Annotated in this window: 12 protein-coding genes; 6 read left to right on the top strand and 6 right to left on the bottom strand. The window is 64.6% G+C overall.

Features of this window, described 5'->3' with window-relative positions; genetic code table 11:
- Nucleotides 1–17: 17 nt before the first annotated feature.
- From LXM88_RS12760 to LXM88_RS12750, 3 genes are all read left to right on the top strand, one after another.
- Entirely contained in the window at nt 18–1,370 is a 1,353-nt protein-coding gene (locus tag LXM88_RS12760) for a collagen-like triple helix repeat-containing protein (RefSeq protein WP_262542661.1), read from the top strand.
- A 144-nt stretch (nt 1,371–1,514) separates the two neighbouring features.
- Complete coding sequence (locus LXM88_RS12755; protein ID WP_262542660.1) at nt 1,515–3,200, top strand: ShlB/FhaC/HecB family hemolysin secretion/activation protein; 1,686 nt, start codon at nt 1,515–1,517, stop codon at nt 3,198–3,200.
- Between the two features lie 166 nt (nt 3,201–3,366).
- Nucleotides 3,367–3,828, top strand: coding sequence for a DUF2147 domain-containing protein (locus LXM88_RS12750; RefSeq protein ID WP_047900532.1), 462 nt, complete (start codon nt 3,367–3,369; stop codon nt 3,826–3,828).
- 103 nt (nt 3,829–3,931) lie between these two features.
- On the opposite strand, the gene LXM88_RS12745 is transcribed toward LXM88_RS12750, so the two are convergent.
- The 6 genes from LXM88_RS12745 to typA form a co-directional block, all read right to left on the bottom strand.
- The gene (locus LXM88_RS12745; protein WP_262542659.1) at nt 3,932–4,342 is read right to left on the bottom strand and encodes a transposase; all 411 of its coding nucleotides are present in this window, start codon (nt 4,340–4,342) and stop codon (nt 3,932–3,934) included.
- Nucleotides 4,343–4,486: 144 nt separating this feature from the next.
- Nucleotides 4,487–5,584: a cell division protein ZapE gene (gene zapE, locus LXM88_RS12740; protein ID WP_262542658.1), complete on the bottom strand. Its 1,098-nt coding sequence runs from the start codon at nt 5,582–5,584 to the stop codon at nt 4,487–4,489.
- A 104-nt stretch (nt 5,585–5,688) separates the two neighbouring features.
- The gene (gene lpdA, locus LXM88_RS12735) at nt 5,689–7,119 is read right to left on the bottom strand and encodes a dihydrolipoyl dehydrogenase (RefSeq protein ID WP_262542657.1); all 1,431 of its coding nucleotides are present in this window, start codon (nt 7,117–7,119) and stop codon (nt 5,689–5,691) included.
- An 82-nt stretch (nt 7,120–7,201) separates the two neighbouring features.
- Nucleotides 7,202–8,473 (bottom strand): 2-oxoglutarate dehydrogenase complex dihydrolipoyllysine-residue succinyltransferase, encoded by a 1,272-nt coding sequence (gene odhB / locus LXM88_RS12730; protein ID WP_047900528.1) that lies wholly within the window; start codon nt 8,471–8,473, stop codon nt 7,202–7,204.
- A gap of 133 nt (nt 8,474–8,606) precedes the next feature.
- Nucleotides 8,607–11,471, bottom strand: coding sequence for a 2-oxoglutarate dehydrogenase E1 component (locus LXM88_RS12725; protein WP_262542656.1), 2,865 nt, complete (start codon nt 11,469–11,471; stop codon nt 8,607–8,609).
- 319 nt (nt 11,472–11,790) lie between these two features.
- Nucleotides 11,791–13,617 (bottom strand): translational GTPase TypA, encoded by a 1,827-nt coding sequence (typA, locus tag LXM88_RS12720; protein WP_262542655.1) that lies wholly within the window; start codon nt 13,615–13,617, stop codon nt 11,791–11,793.
- 327 nt (nt 13,618–13,944) lie between these two features.
- On the opposite strand from typA, the gene LXM88_RS12715 reads away from it, so the two are divergent.
- The 3 genes from LXM88_RS12715 to LXM88_RS12705 all read left to right on the top strand — a co-directional run bounded on the left by LXM88_RS12715 (nt 13,945) and on the right by LXM88_RS12705 (nt 17,290).
- Complete coding sequence (locus LXM88_RS12715; RefSeq protein WP_262542654.1) at nt 13,945–14,436, top strand: MarR family winged helix-turn-helix transcriptional regulator; 492 nt, start codon at nt 13,945–13,947, stop codon at nt 14,434–14,436.
- An 87-nt stretch (nt 14,437–14,523) separates the two neighbouring features.
- A complete protein-coding gene (locus LXM88_RS12710) occupies nt 14,524–16,020 on the top strand; it encodes an efflux transporter outer membrane subunit (RefSeq protein WP_262542653.1) in 1,497 nt (498 codons plus the stop codon).
- Between the two features lie 52 nt (nt 16,021–16,072).
- Nucleotides 16,073–17,290, top strand: coding sequence for an HlyD family secretion protein (locus LXM88_RS12705; protein WP_262542652.1), 1,218 nt, complete (start codon nt 16,073–16,075; stop codon nt 17,288–17,290).
- Nucleotides 17,291–17,292: the final 2 nt, after the last annotated feature.

Here is a 17,292-nt window from a genome sequence, read left to right as displayed (position 1 = left end):
ACAGCGAGGAGTCCATCATGTCCCAGCAACGTTCTCTCACGACGGCCGCCCTGCGCCAGTGGCGCGTGCCCCTCACCGCCTTCGCCGCAGCCTGCCTGCTGGCCGCCTGCGGCGGCGGCGGCGTCAGCTCGCCGCCGACCAGCGCCAACAACAGCGGCTCGTCCAGCGGCACGAGCGGTACGTCCGGCACGAGCGGCACCAGCGGCACGACCACCGGCACCAAAGGTGCCGTCAGCACGGTCGGCCAGACGGCCACCGACCTCGGCAGCACGGTCGGCAACGTCAGCCTGCCGGGCCTCGGCGACGGCGTGACGAAGGGCGTCGGCAGCACGATCTCCAGCACCGGCACGATCGTCGGCGCAGCCGCCGATGCCGTGAGCAACGGGCTGGGACAGATCGGCACGACGAAGGATCCGGTCGGCACGACGGTTGCCGGCCTCGGCAATGTCGTCGGCGCGACGAGCAACACGGTGTCCGGCCTGAGCTCGACGGTCAAGGCGCTCGGCACGGGCCCGCTCGCGCCGCTCGCCCCCGTCACGACCCCGGTCGGCACCGTGCTCGACACGGTCGCCAATGGCCTGTCGGCCGCCGGCACGACGATCGGCTCGACGCTGTCGTCGGGTGCCGTGCAGCAGGTCACGCAGCCGCTCAGCTCGGCGATCACGCCGCTCGTGATCACCGCCGGCCAGGTCACGCAACAGGTCGGCACGACGACCGGCCTCGGCCAACCCGTCTCGGGCCTGCTCGGCCAGGTCGGCGGCGCGATCAGCTCGGCGGGCAAACAGGTCGGTAGCACGTCGAATCAACCGCTCGTCGGCGATGTCGGTCAACTCGTGACCGCGGTCGGCAACACCGTGACCAACGCGGGTGGTCTCGTCAACCCGAACGGCCCGAATGGTGCCGCACCGATCCCCGGCCTGATCACGAGCCTCGTCGGCGGCTCGACGGCTGGCGTCCAGAACGGCACGTCGTCGGGCTCCGGTTCGACGAACCCGCTCGGCGGCCTGCTGTCGGGTCTCGGCTCGACGCCGCTCGGCTCGCTCACGGGCGCACTCGGCGGCGCAACGGGCGGCACGAGCAGCGGCCCGCTCGCCCCGGTCACGAATCTCGTGTCGACAGTTACGGGCACGCTCGGCGGCGCAACGGGTGGCGCAGGCAGTGCAAACCCTCTCGCGCCCGTTACTGGTTTGCTGAATACTGTCACCGGAGCGGTCGGCGGTGCAGCAGGTTCCGGGGGCTCGAGCCCGCTCGCGCCGATCACGTCGCTGGTCGGCAGCGTGTCGGGTACCGCATCGTCGGGTGGCGGTTCGACGGGCCTGCTGGCACCGGTCACGGGGTTGCTGGGCACGCTGGGTAGCGTTGGCAAGTAAGAAGGACGGTCGCACCTTCGCAGCCGGAGCAGATGGCGCGGCCGTACGAATACACCCGGCATTGCGGCACGCGGCGCGCGACACCCTGGTGTCGCGCGCCTGCATTAGAAAGAAGATGAAAAGAAAGGCCTACGAGGAAGAACAATGAAATCCAGACTCGACAGATGGATGATGCTGCTCGCCATCGCGGCAGCAAGCACGGCACATGCACAAACGCGCGTTGCGGGTAACCCGCTCGACTCCCTTCCCCAGATCAACGCACCGAAGACGGGCCCGAACGTCACCGTCCAGGTCGCGCCCCAGGCGCCGCAACTGCAGGAGCTGCTGTCGCGACACCTGACGCCGACGACGTTCCAGGTCGAAGGCGTGAAGTCGGTGCCGTTCGAGGAAATCTCGCAGCGCTTCACGCCCCTCGTCGGCAAGGACATCACGATCGGCCAGTTGATCGAAACCGCCAACGGCGTGACGAAGCTGTACCAGGATCGCGGCTTCGCGCTGTCGTTCGCGTTCGTTCCCGCGCAGACGTTCGAGAATGGCGTCGTGCGCATCACGGTCGTCGAAGGCTATGTGTCCGACGTCAAGGTCACCGGCAAACCCGGCGCGATGGAACCGAAGATTCGCGCGATCGCCGCGCATATCACGGCCGATCGCCCGCTGCGCCGCGCGACGTTCGAGCGCTACGTGAACACGTTCGGCCTGCTGCCCGGCCTCACGGTGAAGGCGAATGTGCCGCCGCCGCAAACCACCGACGGCGCAACGACGCTCGAACTCGCGGTCGACCGCAAGCCGTTCAACGTCAGCACCGGTATCGACTTCAACCACCCGGGTGTCCAGGGCCTCATCACCGCGACCGAAAACGGCCTCACGTCGTTCGGCGAGCAACTCAGTATCTCCGCGCTGGCGCCGCCGGGGCGTGACAAGCAGACCTATTTCGCGTTCAGCGGCGCGGTGCCCGTCGGCAGCAGCGGCCTGGTCACACGCCTCGACGCAAGCACGTATCGCGGCAAGCCGACCAACAACCCGGGCCTGCCGTCGTTTGTCGAGCGCACCGTCAAGAACGAGAAGCTTGGTCTTTCGGCATCCTATCCGTTGCTGCTGAATAACCAGCGCAGCCTGCTCGGCACCGTGTCGGGCTATGCATCGCACAACGAGGACCGTTATCAGAACCAGATCAACGGCGCGACGCTCGACACACGCTCTCAGGTCCGCGTGCTGCAGATGCAACTCGACTACACGAGCGTTTCGCCGAAACAGGTGCAGAAGCTGAGCGTCAACGTCGCGAAGGGGTTCAACATCCTCGGCGCGTCGAAAGCACAGGACGTGACCGTCGGCACGACGACGACCTCGGTCGACAGCCCGATTTCGCTGACCTTCGTCCGCACCGGCGCCACCTTCACGCAAACCAACGAATGGCCGTTCCGGATCGGCACCTCGGTTTCGCTGACCGGGCAGTACAGCCCCGACTCGCTGCCGACGTCCGAACAGATTTCGTTCGGCTCGACGCGCTACGCGCTCGGCTACCAGCCCGGCGAAACGTCGGGCGACTCGGGCTGGGGGATGTCGCTGGAGGTCAACCGCGGCTTCTCGCCGGGCTGGACGTATCTGAAATCCGTCACGCCGTACATCGCGTACGACATGGCGCGCGTGTACCTGCACGCGGGCACGCCGTCGCCGAGCCGCCTGTCGTCGGTCGGCATCGGCGTGCGGTTCACGGACAGCCGCTACTACAGTCTCGACCTGAACGTCGCGAAACCGGTTGGCGACGCACCCGTCGAAAGCGCATCGCGCAGCCCGCGCATCAACGCCGCATTCTCGTATCAGCTCAACTGATCGGTCGGCAAACAGCCCGCGTCACGCGGGCTGTTTGGATTAGAGTCCCCTCTATCAAACGTGGCGCGCGGATTCACGTATTCTGGCAAAGCTCGCAACATGCCCGCCCCATGCAGACGGTCGTGCGAGCGAATCGAACACGACATGCAAAACAAGGAGGATGACAATGATTCAACTGACCCGCCCGTTGCGTGCAATGGCCATCGCCGGCGCACTGCTCGCCTGCGCAGCACCCACGTTCGCTCAAGCCGACAGCCCGCTCGGCATGTGGCAGACGATCGACGACAACACCCATCAGCCGAAGGCACTCGTGCAGATCGCCGAGGACGGCGACGGTGCGCTGACTGGCAAGGTCGTCAAGGGTCTCGGCGCGAACGATACGCCCGATCGCCGCTGCACCGCCTGCACGGACGAGCGCAAGGATCAGCTCATCAAGGGCATGACGATCATCAAGGCGATGAAGAAGGAAGGCGATCACTGGGACGGCGGCAACATTCTCGACCCGGAAAACGGCAAGGTCTACAAGTGCAAGATGACGCTTGAAGACGGCGGCCAGAAGCTCGTCGTGCGCGGTTACATCGGCGTGTCGCTGCTCGGCCGTTCGCAGACCTGGGTTCGCCAGCAATAACGCAGCACGCGCTGAAACGCGCGACACAATGAAAAAATCGGCCTGCGACGGAGTCGTCAGGCCGATTTTCTTTTGGTGCATGCGCAGAAGCAAACGACGGACATCATGCCGCGTGCTTCAGCGCGTCCCGCGCATAGCCGCCCGGTGTGCGACACGCGGGCGCCACGCTGCTACGCGCCTCCGCTGCCTTCGATTGCGCGTGCTTGCGCATCCGTGTGGACAATTCGTTGCACAGACTTACGCCCGAATCGCCATAGAGCTCACGCATCACGTTCAACAACGTGCCCGACTCGTGCCAGACCTTGAAGCGGCGATGACATGTCTGATACGAAGGGTAACGGCGCGGCATGGCGGACCACGTTGCACCGCTGTAGATCACCCAGAGCACGCCGTTCAGTACGGCACGCGTATTGGCCAGCGGTCGGCCGCGCAACTCGGTGCGCGGCTGCATTTCGGGCAGAAGCGGCGCGGCGCAGCGCCACTCGTGGTCGGTCAGATCGCGATACGGTGTCATGGACATCTCCAGCCTTGGTAACCATGACACAACGATATCGGCTCACCTCAACGATGAATATAAGACAAATCCGAAAATACCCCGAGATTGCATGGATTTGACCGGAATTGACGTTTGAATCGCGCCAATTACCGGGAATCGCAATCAGGTCAGCGAAGTATCGACGATACGGCGCGGCGTTTCAAGATACTCCTTCGACTGCATCTCGACGATACGCGAGACCGTGCGCGCAAATTCGTTGGCCATCGGGCCTTCGACGTACAACTGCTCCGCCGGTACCGCCGCGGACATCAGCAGCTTGACCTTGTGGTCGTACAGCACGTCGATCAGCCAGGTGAAGCGGCGCGCCTCGGACGCCATCCGCGGCGACATCTGCGGCACTTCGGACAGCACGATCGCGTGGAAACGGCTCGCGAGTTCGAGATAGTCGTTCTGCGAGCGCGGGCCGCCGCACAGCGTCGCGAAGTCGAACCATACGACGCCGTCCGCCTTGCGCAGCGCCTTCAGCTCGCGCTTCTCGATATGCAGGATCGGGCTCTCGTCGGGTACCGCGGCGAGCTTCGCGAATGCATGGCGCAATTCGCGATCCGCGTCGGCGCCGAGCGGCGTGTGATACATCTTCACCTGCGCGAGCGTGCGCTGGCGATAGTCGACACCCGCGTCGACGTTGAGCACGTCGAGCTTGTCCTTGATCAGCGCGATCGCCGGCAGCATGCGATCGCGATGCAGCCCGTCCGGATACAGGTCGTCGGGATCGTAGTTGGAAGTCATCACGAACTGCACGCCGTTGTTGAACAGGCGATCGAGCAGACGGTACAGGATCATCGCGTCGGCAATGTCCGACACGTGGAACTCGTCGAAGCAGATCAGCCGGTAGCGCTTCGCGATGCGTCGCGCGAGTTCGTCGAGCGGATCGGCCTGCCCTTTCAGTTCCTCGAGTTCGCGGTGCACTTCGCGCATGAATTCGTGGAAATGCAGGCGCGTCTTGCGCTGCACGGGTACGACCGCGTAGAAGCTGTCCATCAGGAAGCTCTTGCCGCGACCGACGCCGCCCCACATGTAGACACCGCGCGGGAGGTCAGGATGAATGATGAGCTTCTTGAACGCATTCGAGCGGCGCGCCTTGTATTCGACCCACTCGTCGAAACAGCGCTGCAGGCGATCGACGGCCGCGCGCTGCGCGGGATCGGACTGATAGCTGCGCGTGGTCAGTTCGCGCGTGTAGTATTCGGTGACGTTCATCGGGCAAACCGGAAATGACGAAGGCGAGCGGGAAACCCCGCCCGCCTTCGTCGTAGAACCGCGGCGCCGGCCACGGAACGGGCCGGCGCGTCGGTCAATGCGCGTTAGCTGTTCAGCGAGCGCTTGTCGACGGCGAGCGCCGCTTCGCGCATCACTTCCGACATCGACGGGTGCGGATGGCAGATGCGGGCGATGTCTTCCGACGCCGCCTTGAATTCCATCGCCACCACGGCTTCCGCGATCAGGTCCGACGCGTTCGCAGCGATCACGTGCACGCCGAGCAGTTCGTCGGTCTTCGCGTCCGCGATCATCTTCACGAAGCCGTCCGGTGCGTTCATGCCGAGCGCACGGCCATTGATCGAGAACGGGAACTTGCCCGACTTGATCTCACGGCCTTCCGCCTTCAGTTGCTGCTCCGTCTTGCCGACCCAGGCGATTTCCGGGTACGTGTAGATCACCCACGGAATGCAGTTGTAGTCGATGTGCGGCTTCTGGCCGTCGATCACTTCCGCGACCAGCACGCCTTCGTCTTCCGCCTTGTGCGCGAGCATCGGGCCGCGCACCACGTCGCCGATCGCATACACGTTCGGCACCGCCGTGCGGCAGTGGTCGTCGACGTCGATGAAGCCGCGCTCGTTCGCCTTCAGGCCGATCGCCTCGAGGCCGAGGTTGTCGGTGTTCGGCACGCGGCCGACCGACACGATCAGGCGGTCGGCGTCGAGCGTCTGCGCGTTGCCGTCCTTGTCCGTGTAGGCGATCGACACGCTGTCCGCGGTCGTCTTCACTTCGCCGATCTTCACGCCGAGATGGATGTCTAGGCCCTGCTTCTTGAACAGCTTGGCCGCTTCCTTCGCGAGCGCTTCGTCGGCTGCGCCGAGGAACGCCGGCAGCGCTTCGAGCACCGTCACTTCGGCGCCCAGGCGACGCCACACCGAGCCGAGTTCGAGGCCGATCACGCCTGCGCCGATCACGGCGAGCTTCTTCGGCACCGAGTCGAACGTCAGCGCACCTTCGTTGTCCGACACGATCTTGTTGTCGACCGGGACGCCCGGCAGGTGACGCGCCTTCGAGCCCGTCGCGATGATCACGTTCTTCGCGGTGACGACTTCGGTTTCACCCTCGCCGCTCACTTCGATCTGCACGCCGGCGTCGGTCTTGCCGGCGAACTTGCCATGGCCCTTCAGCCAGGTGATCTTGTTCTTCTTGAACAGGAACTCGATCCCGCTCGTCATCTTCTCGACGATCGCGTCCTTGCGGCCGAGCATCTTCGCGATGTCGAGCTTCACGCCTTCGACTTCGATGCCGTGGTCGGCCAGGTGATGCGACGTGTTCTCGAACTCTTCCGACGATGCGAGCAGCGCCTTCGACGGGATGCAGCCGACGTTCAGGCAGGTGCCGCCGAGCTTCAGCGCGCCGGCCGGGTTCTTCCACTTCTCGATACAGGCAACGGTCTTGCCGAGCTGTGCGGCGCGGATCGCGGCGATGTAGCCGCCGGGGCCAGCGCCGATCACGACGACGTCAAATTCCTTGGACATGACAATCCTTTCTTCTTGTGCATCCGCACGGTCGCGCGTTTCGCGCGCCCGTGCGGAGCGGGTCAATGCGGTGAAACTCGGCTTACAGGTCGAGCAGCAGGCGTGCCGGATCCTCGAGCGCATCCTTCATCGCGACGAGCGACAGCACGGCTTCGCGGCCGTCGATGATCCGGTGGTCGTACGACAGAGCAAGGTAGTTGATCGGACGGATCACGATCTGGCCGTTTTCGACGACCGGACGCTCCTTCGTCGCATGCACGCCGAGGATGGCCGACTGCGGCGGGTTGATGATCGGGGTCGACAGCATCGAGCCGAACACGCCGCCGTTCGAGATCGAGAACGTACCGCCCGTCATTTCCTCGATCGACAGCTTGCCGTCCTTCGCCTTCTGGCCGAATTCGGCGATCTTCTTCTCGATGTCGGCGAGGCTCAGCTGATCCGCGTTGCGCAGAATCGGCACCACGAGGCCGCGCGGCGAGCCGACGGCGATACCGATGTCGAAGTAGCCGTGGTAGACGATGTCGTTACCGTCGATCGACGCGTTCACGAGCGGGAACTTCTTCAGCGCATGCACGGCCGCCTTCACGAAGAACGACATGAAGCCGAGCTTCACGCCATGTTCCTTCTCGAACTTGTCCTTGTACTTGTTGCGCAGCTCCATGACCGGAGCCATGTTGACTTCGTTGAACGTCGTCAGGATCGCGTTGGTCTGCTGCGACTCGAGCAGACGCTCGGCGATACGCGCGCGCAGGCGCGACATCGGCACGCGCTGTTCCGGACGGTCGTTCAGCCAGGTCGTCGCCGACGCCGGCACCTTCACGTCCGGCAGCGACGGCTTCGCAGCGGCCTTGGCCGGTGCGGCGGCCGGAGCAGCCTTCGGTGCGCTGCCTGCGGCCAGCGCGTCGCCCTTCGTGACGCGGCCGTCGCGGCCCGAACCTGCGACGTCGCCCGCCGACAGGCCTTTCTCGGCCAGCAGCTTCGATGCGGCCGGCGATGCAGTGGCCGACGATGCGGCTGCGGCGACCGGCTGTGCTGCCGGCGCGGCTGCAGCAGGCGCTGCGGCCGGCTGGACTTCGGCGGCGCCCGCCGCGGCTTCGGCTGCACCTGCCTTCGCTTCGGTGTCGATCGTCGCGATCAGCTGATCGGCAACCACCGTGTCACCGTCGTTCTGCAGCACTTGCGCGAGCACGCCCGCGGCCGGTGCCGGCACTTCGAGCACGACCTTGTCGGTCTCGAGTTCGATCAGGATTTCGTCCTGCGCGACTGCTTCGCCCGGCTTCTTCTTCCACTGCAGCATGGTGGCTTCCGAAACCGACTCCGAAAGCTGGGGGACTTTGACTTCTACGATAGCCATGTGATTTTCCTGGATGCTTAATCTGGGGTATGACGAGGTTCGTGCGATTCCTTCGGCCGGTGCGGCGCGACGCGCCCGGCAGGCCAAAAGAGACGGGAAAGCGCAGCGCGCCTTCCCGTTTCGCTTCCGTCGGTTATTTCGCGATCGATGCGCTCTTCAGGCGGCCGAATGCACCCTCGATCAGGGCCTTCTGCTGCTCGTAGTGCTTCGCGTAGTAGCCAACCGCCGGCGAGGCCGAAGCCGGACGGCCGCTGTACGCCAGCTTCTGCCCTTCCTTCATGCCTTCCTTCAGATGGTGCTCGACGTAGAACCAGGGGCCCTGGTTCTGCGGCTCGTCCTGCACCCAGACCACTTCAGTCGCGTTCTCGTACTTCTTCATTTCCGTTTCGAACTGCTTGTGCGCGAACGGATACAGCTGCTCGATACGGATGATCGCGACGTCGTTCGCCTTCGCTTCGCGGCGATGTGCGACGAGGTCGTAATACACGCGGCCCGAACATGCCAGCACGCGCTTGACCTTCTTCGCGTCGATGCCGCCGTCGGTTTCGCCCAGCACCGGCTGGAACGAACCCTTCGCCAGTTCCGACAGGTCCGACACCGCTTCCTTGTGACGCAGCAGCGACTTCGGCGTCGCGACGATCAGCGGCTTGCGGAACAGGCGGATCATCTGGCGACGCAGCAGGTGGAAGATCTGCGCCGGCGTCGTCGGCTGGACGACCTGCATGTTGTGATCCGCGCACAGTTGCAGGAAACGCTCGATACGGGTCGACGAGTGTTCCGGACCCTGGCCTTCATAGCCGTGCGGCAGCAGCATCGTGAGACCCGACACGCGGCCCCACTTCACTTCGCCCGACGAGATGAACTGGTCGATCACGACCTGCGCGCCGTTGACGAAGTCGCCGAACTGCGCTTCCCACAGCACGAGCGTGTTCGGCTCGGCGGTCGAGTAACCGTATTCGAAGCCCAGCACCGCTTCTTCCGACAGCACCGAGTCGATCACCGTGAACTTCGCCTGGCCTTCGGCGATGTTCTGCAGCGGCACGTACGTGCCGTCGTTCCAGCGCTCGCGGTTCTGGTCGTGCAGCACCGCGTGACGGTGCGTGAACGTGCCGCGGCCCGAGTCCTGGCCGGTCAGGCGCACCGAGTAGCCCGATGCGACGAGCGACGCGAACGCGAGGTGTTCGCCCATGCCCCAGTCGAGCGGCTGGTCGCCGCGCGCCATGTTGCGGCGGTCGTTGATCACGCGCTCGACGAGCGGGTGGACCTTGAAGTTTTCCGGGACCGTCGTGATGCGTTCGCCGAGGCGCTTCAGTTCGGCGAGCGGCACGGCCGTGTCGGCGGCATCGGTCCACTTGCGGTTCAGGAACGGCACCCAGTCGACCGCGTACTTGCTCTTGTAGTTCGACAGGACCGGATCGACCGTGTGGTGACCGTCGTCCATCGCCTTGCGGTACGCCTTCACGAAGTTGTCGGTGTCTTCCGCGGTGATCACGCCCTGCTGCACGAGCTTCTCGGCGTACAGCGCACGGGTGCCCGGGTGCTGCGCGATCTTCTTGTACATCAGCGGCTGCGTGACGGCCGGCGTGTCCTGCTCGTTGTGACCCAGCTTGCGGAAGCAGACGATGTCGATCACGACATCCTTGTGGAACTGCATCCGGTAATCGATCGCGATCTGCGTCGCGAGGATCACGGCTTCCGGATCGTCGCCGTTCACGTGCAGCACCGGCGCCTCGATCATCTTGACGACGTCGGTACAGTACAGCGTCGAACGCGCATCGCGCGGGTCGGACGTCGTGAAGCCGATCTGGTTGTTGATGACGATGTGCAGCGTGCCGTGCGTGCCGTAACCGCGCGTCTGCGCGAGGTTCAGCGTTTCCATCACGACGCCCTGGCCCGCGAAGGCCGCGTCGCCGTGGATCTGCACCGGCAGCACCTGCAGGCCGTCTTCGTCGCCGCGACGGTCCATCCGCGCCTTCGCGGAACCTTCGACCACCGGGTTGACGATTTCGAGGTGCGACGGGTTGAACGCGAGCGACAGGTGAACCGGGCCGCCTTGCGTCGACACGTCCGACGAGAAGCCCTTGTGGTACTTCACGTCGCCTGCCGGCAGGTCGTCGACGTGCTTGCCTTCGAATTCGGCGAACAGGTCGGCCGGCATCTTGCCGAGCGTGTTGACGAGCACGTTCAGGCGGCCGCGGTGGGCCATGCCGATGATGATTTCCTGCACGCCGCGCTTGCCCGCGTGCTGGACGACTTCGTCCATCGCCGCGATGAAGCTTTCGCCGCCTTCGAGCGAGAAGCGCTTCTGGCCGACGTACTTGGTATGCAGGTAACGCTCGAGGCCTTCAGCGGCCGTCAGGCGATTCAGGATGTGCTTCTTCTCGTCGGCCGAGAAGTTCGGCGTCGCACGGGTCGACTCCAGGCGCTCCTGCCACCAGCGCTTCTGCTCCGGATCGCTGATGTACATGTATTCGGCGCCGATCGTGCCGCAATACGTGTCGCGCAGGCCCTTGACGATGTCGCGCAGCGAAGCCTGGTCGAAACCGAAATACAGGTTGCTCGCGCTGTACGTCTGGTCGAGGTCGCCTTCCGAGAAGTCGTAGAACGCGGGTTCGAGTTCGGGAATGGCGGGACGTTCGCGACGCTTCAGGGGATCGAGATTGGCCCATTGCGAGCCAAGGAAGCGATAGGCGCTGATGAGGGACTGGACGTGAACCTGCTTGCGCGCCGCTGCCAGATTGGTGCTGCTTTCGCGCGGGATGAAGGCATTGGCCTTCGCACGCTCGGCAAACGATTCGACGATCGGGAAATGCGCGACGTCATTGGCATTCGAACCGTCCGTTGCAGGCACATTCTGCAACGCGTCGAAATACTCTCGCCAGTTCTCTGGCACGGACGCCGGATTGTTGAGGTATGCATCGTACAGTTCTTCAACGTACGAAGCATTGCCGCCGAACAGATAGGAGTTCAGCTGAAACTGCTTCATTACATCTGACATTTTACGCTCACCTTTCTTCGAGCTTCTCGAGAAATAGCGGGTTGCTCAACCTTCCGCGACACGGCCTGACCGTTTAGCGGATTGCGAATCAAGTCTTGCTTGGAAGGACCTAAAACTTGCGTGCGCGCAGCATATCACAGAACCGATACCGGAGTTCACGGCGAAATGTGCCTGAAAGCACCGCGTGACGGGGTTTTGCCGGATTGCCACGAGCCGCGGGAACAGTGTTTTGCAGGCGGCCCGATTGCGCATCGCGCGGATGCAAAAAAGGCTGCCCGGAGGCAGCCTTTTCCGTGATGCACGGGAACGGTCGAAACGCTCAGTCGACCGCGCCTTCGCGGCTCGCGCGGCGACGCTCGTGCTCCTTCAGGAAGCGCTTGCGCAGGCGGATCGACTGCGGCGTCACTTCGACGAGCTCGTCGTCGTCGATGAACTCGACCGCGTATTCCAGCGACATCTGGACCGGCGGCACGAGACGCACGGCTTCGTCGGTACCCGACGCGCGCACGTTGGTCAGCTGCTTGCCCTTGATCGGGTTCACGACGAGGTCGTTGTCGCGGCTGTGGATGCCGATGATCATGCCCTCATACAGCGCGTCGCCCGGCTTCACGAACATGCGGCCGCGATCCTGCAGCTTCCACAGTGCGTATGCCACGGCTGCGCCGTCGTCCTGCGAGATCAGCACGCCGTTGCGGCGCTCGAAGACCGAGCCTTCCTTGACCGGTGCGTACGAGTCGAAGATGTGGCTCATCAGGCCCGTACCGCGCGTGAGCGTCAGGAATTCGCTCTGGAAGCCGATCAGGCCGCGCGCCGAGATCCGGTATTCCAGACGCGTACGGCCACGGCCATCCGACGCCATGTCGAGCATTTCGCCCTTGCGGCGACCAAGTTCTTCCATCACGCCGCCCTGGTGCTCGTCTTCGACGTCGACCGTCAGCAGCTCGTACGGCTCGTTCTTCACGCCGTCGATTTCCTGCATCACGACGCGCGGACGCGACACGGCCAGCTCGTAGCCTTCGCGGCGCATGTTCTCGACGAGAATCGTCAGATGCAGTTCGCCGCGCCCAGACACTTCGAACACCGTTTCATCGCCGGTGTCCTTCACGCGCAGCGCGACGTTGTGGTTCAGTTCCTTCATCAGGCGGTCGCGAATCTGGCGGCTCGTCACGAACTTGCCTTCGCGACCGGCGAGCGGCGACGAGTTGACGAGGAAGTTCATCGTCAGCGTCGGCTCGTCGACGGTGATCATCGGCAGCGCTTCCGGCGTATCCACCGCGCAGATCGTCGCGCCGATGCCGACATCTTCAATACCGTTGATCAGCACGATGTCGCCCGCTTCGGCCGACTCGACCTGCACGCGCTCGAGGCCCGTGAACGACAGCACCTGGTTGATCTTGCGGCTCAGCACATCGCCTTCCGGGCCGAAGCGCATCACGACCGGCTGGCCCGGCTTGATGCGACCGCGCGTGATGCGGCCGACGCCGATCCGGCCGACGTACGTCGAATAGTCGAGCGACGTGATCTGGAGCTGCAGCGGCGCTTCCGGATCGGCCGGGCGGACCGGCACGTGCTCGAGGACCGCCTCGAACAGCGGGCGCATGTCGCCCTCGCGCGCAGCCGGGTCGAGCGACGCATAGCCGTTCAGGCCCGATGCGTAGACGATCGGGAAGTCGAGCTGCTCTTCGGTTGCGCCAAGCTTGTCGAACAGGTCGAAGGTCTGGTTGATGACCCAGTCGATCCGCGCGCCCGGACGATCGATCTTGTTGACGATGACGATCGGCTTCAGGCCGAGCGCGAGCGCCTTCTTCGTGACGAAGCGCGTCTGCGGCATCGGGCCCTCGACCGCGTCGACGAGCAGCAGCACCGAGTCGACCATCGACAGCACGCGCTCCACCTCGCCACCGAAGTCCGCGTGCCCCGGCGTGTCGACGATGTTGATGTGCGTGCCTTCGTACTCGACCGCGCAGTTCTTCGCGAGAATCGTGATCCCGCGCTCCTTTTCGATGTCGTTCGAATCCATCACCCGCTCCGCAATCTGCTGGTTCTCGCGGAAGGTGCCGGACTGGCGGAGCAGTTGGTCGACGAGCGTGGTCTTGCCGTGGTCGACGTGGGCGATGATGGCGATATTGCGAAGGGCGCGGGTCATAGAAACCTGGAAATCGTTTGAACGCGCAAACGCGCCCGCTCGTTTTTCACGGGCGCGCGCACATTGCAGCTTGGAAAGCCACAAATTATAGCACGTGAGCGTGTCGAGAGCTGCCGGCACGTTGCGACGCAGCAAGCCGGGTATCGCCGCCCTCTCCGCGAACGCGCCAATCGGCCGGCGGCCCTGTCACCAGCGACCGAAAAACCTTATCGAGATAAGGGATTCTTGCAACGCGAAGCGCGTCCGTTGCCGTTCGATTAACATTTGCCGCGGCAAGCAATTGTGCCTATACTGCTGCCTAGTCAACTATTGCAGCTTCAGGGTTTTATGTCGGATTCTCCTACTCAACCGCCCGTTTCGCCGCTTTCGTCGTATCAGATGAACGACAGCGTCGGTTATCTGATGTCGCGCGTGAAGTCCGTGATGACCAACCTCGTCACGCAACGCACGCAGGAAGAGCTCGGGATCACGGGCACGCAGGCGAGCATGCTGTTCATGATCGCGGTCGGCAAGTGCTCGACGGCCGCCGAGCTCGCGCGCGAATACGGGATCGACGCGAGCGCGGTCACGCGCCTGCTCGATCGGGTCGAGAAACGCGGCCTGCTGTCCCGCGTGCGCAGCATCGAGGATCGGCGGGTCGTGCGCCTCGAGTTGACCGACGAAGGCCGCGCGCTGGCCGAGCGGCTGCCGCCGATATTCCGCAGCGTGCTCGACGAGCTGCTCGGCGGGTTTACGCCGGAGGAAGTCGGGTTCCTGAAGAGCATGCTGCGCCGCATTCTCAGCAACTATTGCGAGACGGCCGGCGGCAGCATCTCGTAATAGTTGCCATAACAATTACTTTTGACAGATTAATGTAAGGAAATCCTTGCAGTGTCCATCATTCATTCCGAGTCAGGGGTCAGCGCGATGAAATCCTCCCCGTTGTCCGCGCGCGCCGGGTCGTGCCGCGCCGCCGTCGCCGCGGCGGTCGCCGCACTGGCGCTGGCGGGCTGCGCAAATTACATCGGCATCAAGAGCGACAAGCAGATCGCCCCTGCGTCGCAATTCGAATCCGCACAAAGCCTGCCGGCCCAGGGCGGCCAGTGGCCGGCGCTCGACTGGGCCAACCAGTTCGGCGATCCGCAATTGCCGAAGCTGATCGACGAAGCCCTCCAGGGCAATCCGTCGATCGCGCAGGCCCAGGCGCGCATCGCGAAGGCATCGTCGTACATCGAATCGTCGCGCTCGAACCTCCTGCCGAAGGCCGAGGCCAGCTATTCGTGGACGCGCGAGCTGTATTCGTCGAACGCACTGTTCCCGCCCCCGTTCGGCGGCCAGTGGTACAGCGAGAACAACGCGCTTGCGAGCGCGTCGTGGGAACTCGACCTGTGGGGCAAGAACCGCGAACGCCTGCACACCGCCGTGTCGCAGGAAAAGGCCGCCGAAGCCGACATGCAGCAGGCGCGCATCACGCTCGCGTCGTCGGTCGCGCGTACCTATAACTCGCTCGCGCAGCTCTATGCACTGCGCGACATCGCGCAACGCGAGATCACCAATCGCCAGACGGTCGGCAAGATCACCGACGGCCGCGTATCGGCCGGCCTCGACACCAATGTCGAACGTCAGACGGCCCGCGGCAATATCGCGACGACCCAGGCTTCGCTGTCGGATCTCGACGGCCAGATCACGTCGGTGCGCTACCAGCTCGCCGCACTGCTCGGCAAGGGCCCGGATCGCGGGCTGCAGATCGCGGCGCCCGTGATGAACCCGAGCGGCGAGGTCGCACTGCCCGGCAACCTGCCGGCCGATCTCGTCTCGCGCCGCCCCGACATCGTCGCCGCGCGCTGGCAGGTCGAGGCCGCGATGCACGACGTGAAGGAAGCGAAGGCCGAGTTCTACCCCGACGTGAACCTCGCGGCCGGCTTCGGCTTCGATGCGTTCGGCTGGGGCAAATTCCTGAACTTCGCGAGCCGCCAGGCGCAGTTCGGCCCGGCGATCCACCTGCCGATCTTCGACGGCGGCGCGCTGCGCGCCCAGCTCAAGGGCCGCTACGCGGACTTCGACCTGTCGGTGGCGAACTACAACCAGACGCTGATCAGCGCGCTGAACGACGTCGCGACGCAGGTCGCGTCGATCCGCGCGGTCGATCGCCAGATGGGCGACGCGCAACGCGCGCTCGACGCATCGACGCGCGCCTACGATCTCGCCGTGATCCGTTACAAGGCCGGCCTGTCGCCGCAACTGCAGGTGCTGACCGCGGACAGCAACCGCCTTGCCTCGGAGCAGACGGTGACCAACCTGAAGATGCGCCGCCGCGACATGCAGCTCGCGCTGATCAAGGCGCTGGGCGGCGGATTCGACGCGACCGGCACGCCACTCGCCGCACCCGACGCCGACAAGCCGACCAAACAGGCCGCCAACTGATTTGGCGCCACCACTACGCAGACACTCGAAATAACGGACGGAGAAAATCGCCATGAGCGACCCTCAACAAAACGCCGCCAGCGCACAGTCGCAGAACAACGGGAAGCGCAAACGGATGATGACGCTGCTCGTCGCGGTCATCGTGATCGCGGCCATCGCGTACGGCCTGTACTACTTCCTCGTCGCCCGCTTCCATGAAGGGACCGACGATGCGTACGTGAACGGCAACGTCGTGCAGATCACGCCGCAGGTCACCGGTACCGTGATCGCCGTGAAGGCCGACGATACGCAGACGGTCAAGGCCGGCGACCCGCTGGTCGTGCTCGACCCGGCCGATTCACAGGTCGCGCTGCAGCAGGCGGAAGCCAACCTCGCGCAGACGGTGCGCCAGGTGCGCGGCCTGTTCGTCAACGACGACCAGTACCGCGCGCAGGTCGCGCTGCGCCAGTCCGACCTGTCGAAGGCCGACGACGACCTGCGCCGCCGCATGGCCGTCGCGCAGACGGGCGCCGTGTCGCAGGAAGAAATCTCGCATGCACGTGATGCCGTGAAGGCCGCGCAGGCGTCGCTCGATGGCGCGCAGCAGCAGCTCGCATCGAACCGCGCACTGACCGCGAACACGACGATCGCATCGCACCCGAACGTGCTGGCCGCAGCGGCGAAGGTTCGCGACGCCTACCTCGCGAATGCGCGTAACGTGCTGCCCGCGCCGGTCACCGGCTATGTCGCGAAGCGCTCGGTGCAGGTCGGCCAGCGCGTGTCGCCGGGCACGCCGCTGATGTCGGTGGTGCCGCTGAATGCCGTGTGGGTCGACGCGAACTTCAAGGAAGTCCAGCTCAAGCACATGCGCATCGGCCAGCCGGTCGAACTGACGGCCGACATCTACGGCTCGTCGGCCGTATACCACGGCAAGGTCGTCGGTTTCTCGGCCGGCACGGGGTCGGCGTTCTCGCTGCTGCCGGCGCAGAACGCGACCGGCAACTGGATCAAGGTCGTGCAGCGCCTGCCGGTGCGTATCGAACTCGATCCGAAGGATCTCGACAAGCATCCGCTTCGCATCGGCCTGTCGATGCAGGTCGACGTGGACATCAAGGACGAACGCGGCAACCAGCTCGTCAACGCACCGAACACCGTCTACGAGACCAGCGTGTTCGCGAAGTACGGCGACGAAGCCGACGCCGAAATCGCGCGCATCATCGCCGAGAACGCAGGCGGCAATGCGTCGGCGCCGGTCGCGGCGAAGCAAGGCAGCGCTGCGAAGATGATGTAACC

The sequence above is a fragment of the Burkholderia sp. S-53 genome (genome assembly GCF_025560745.1).
Classification (GTDB): domain Bacteria; phylum Pseudomonadota; class Gammaproteobacteria; order Burkholderiales; family Burkholderiaceae; genus Burkholderia; species Burkholderia pyrrocinia.
Note: the sequence above shows the minus strand (reverse complement) of the source record. Positions and strands in the feature narration are given on the sequence as shown.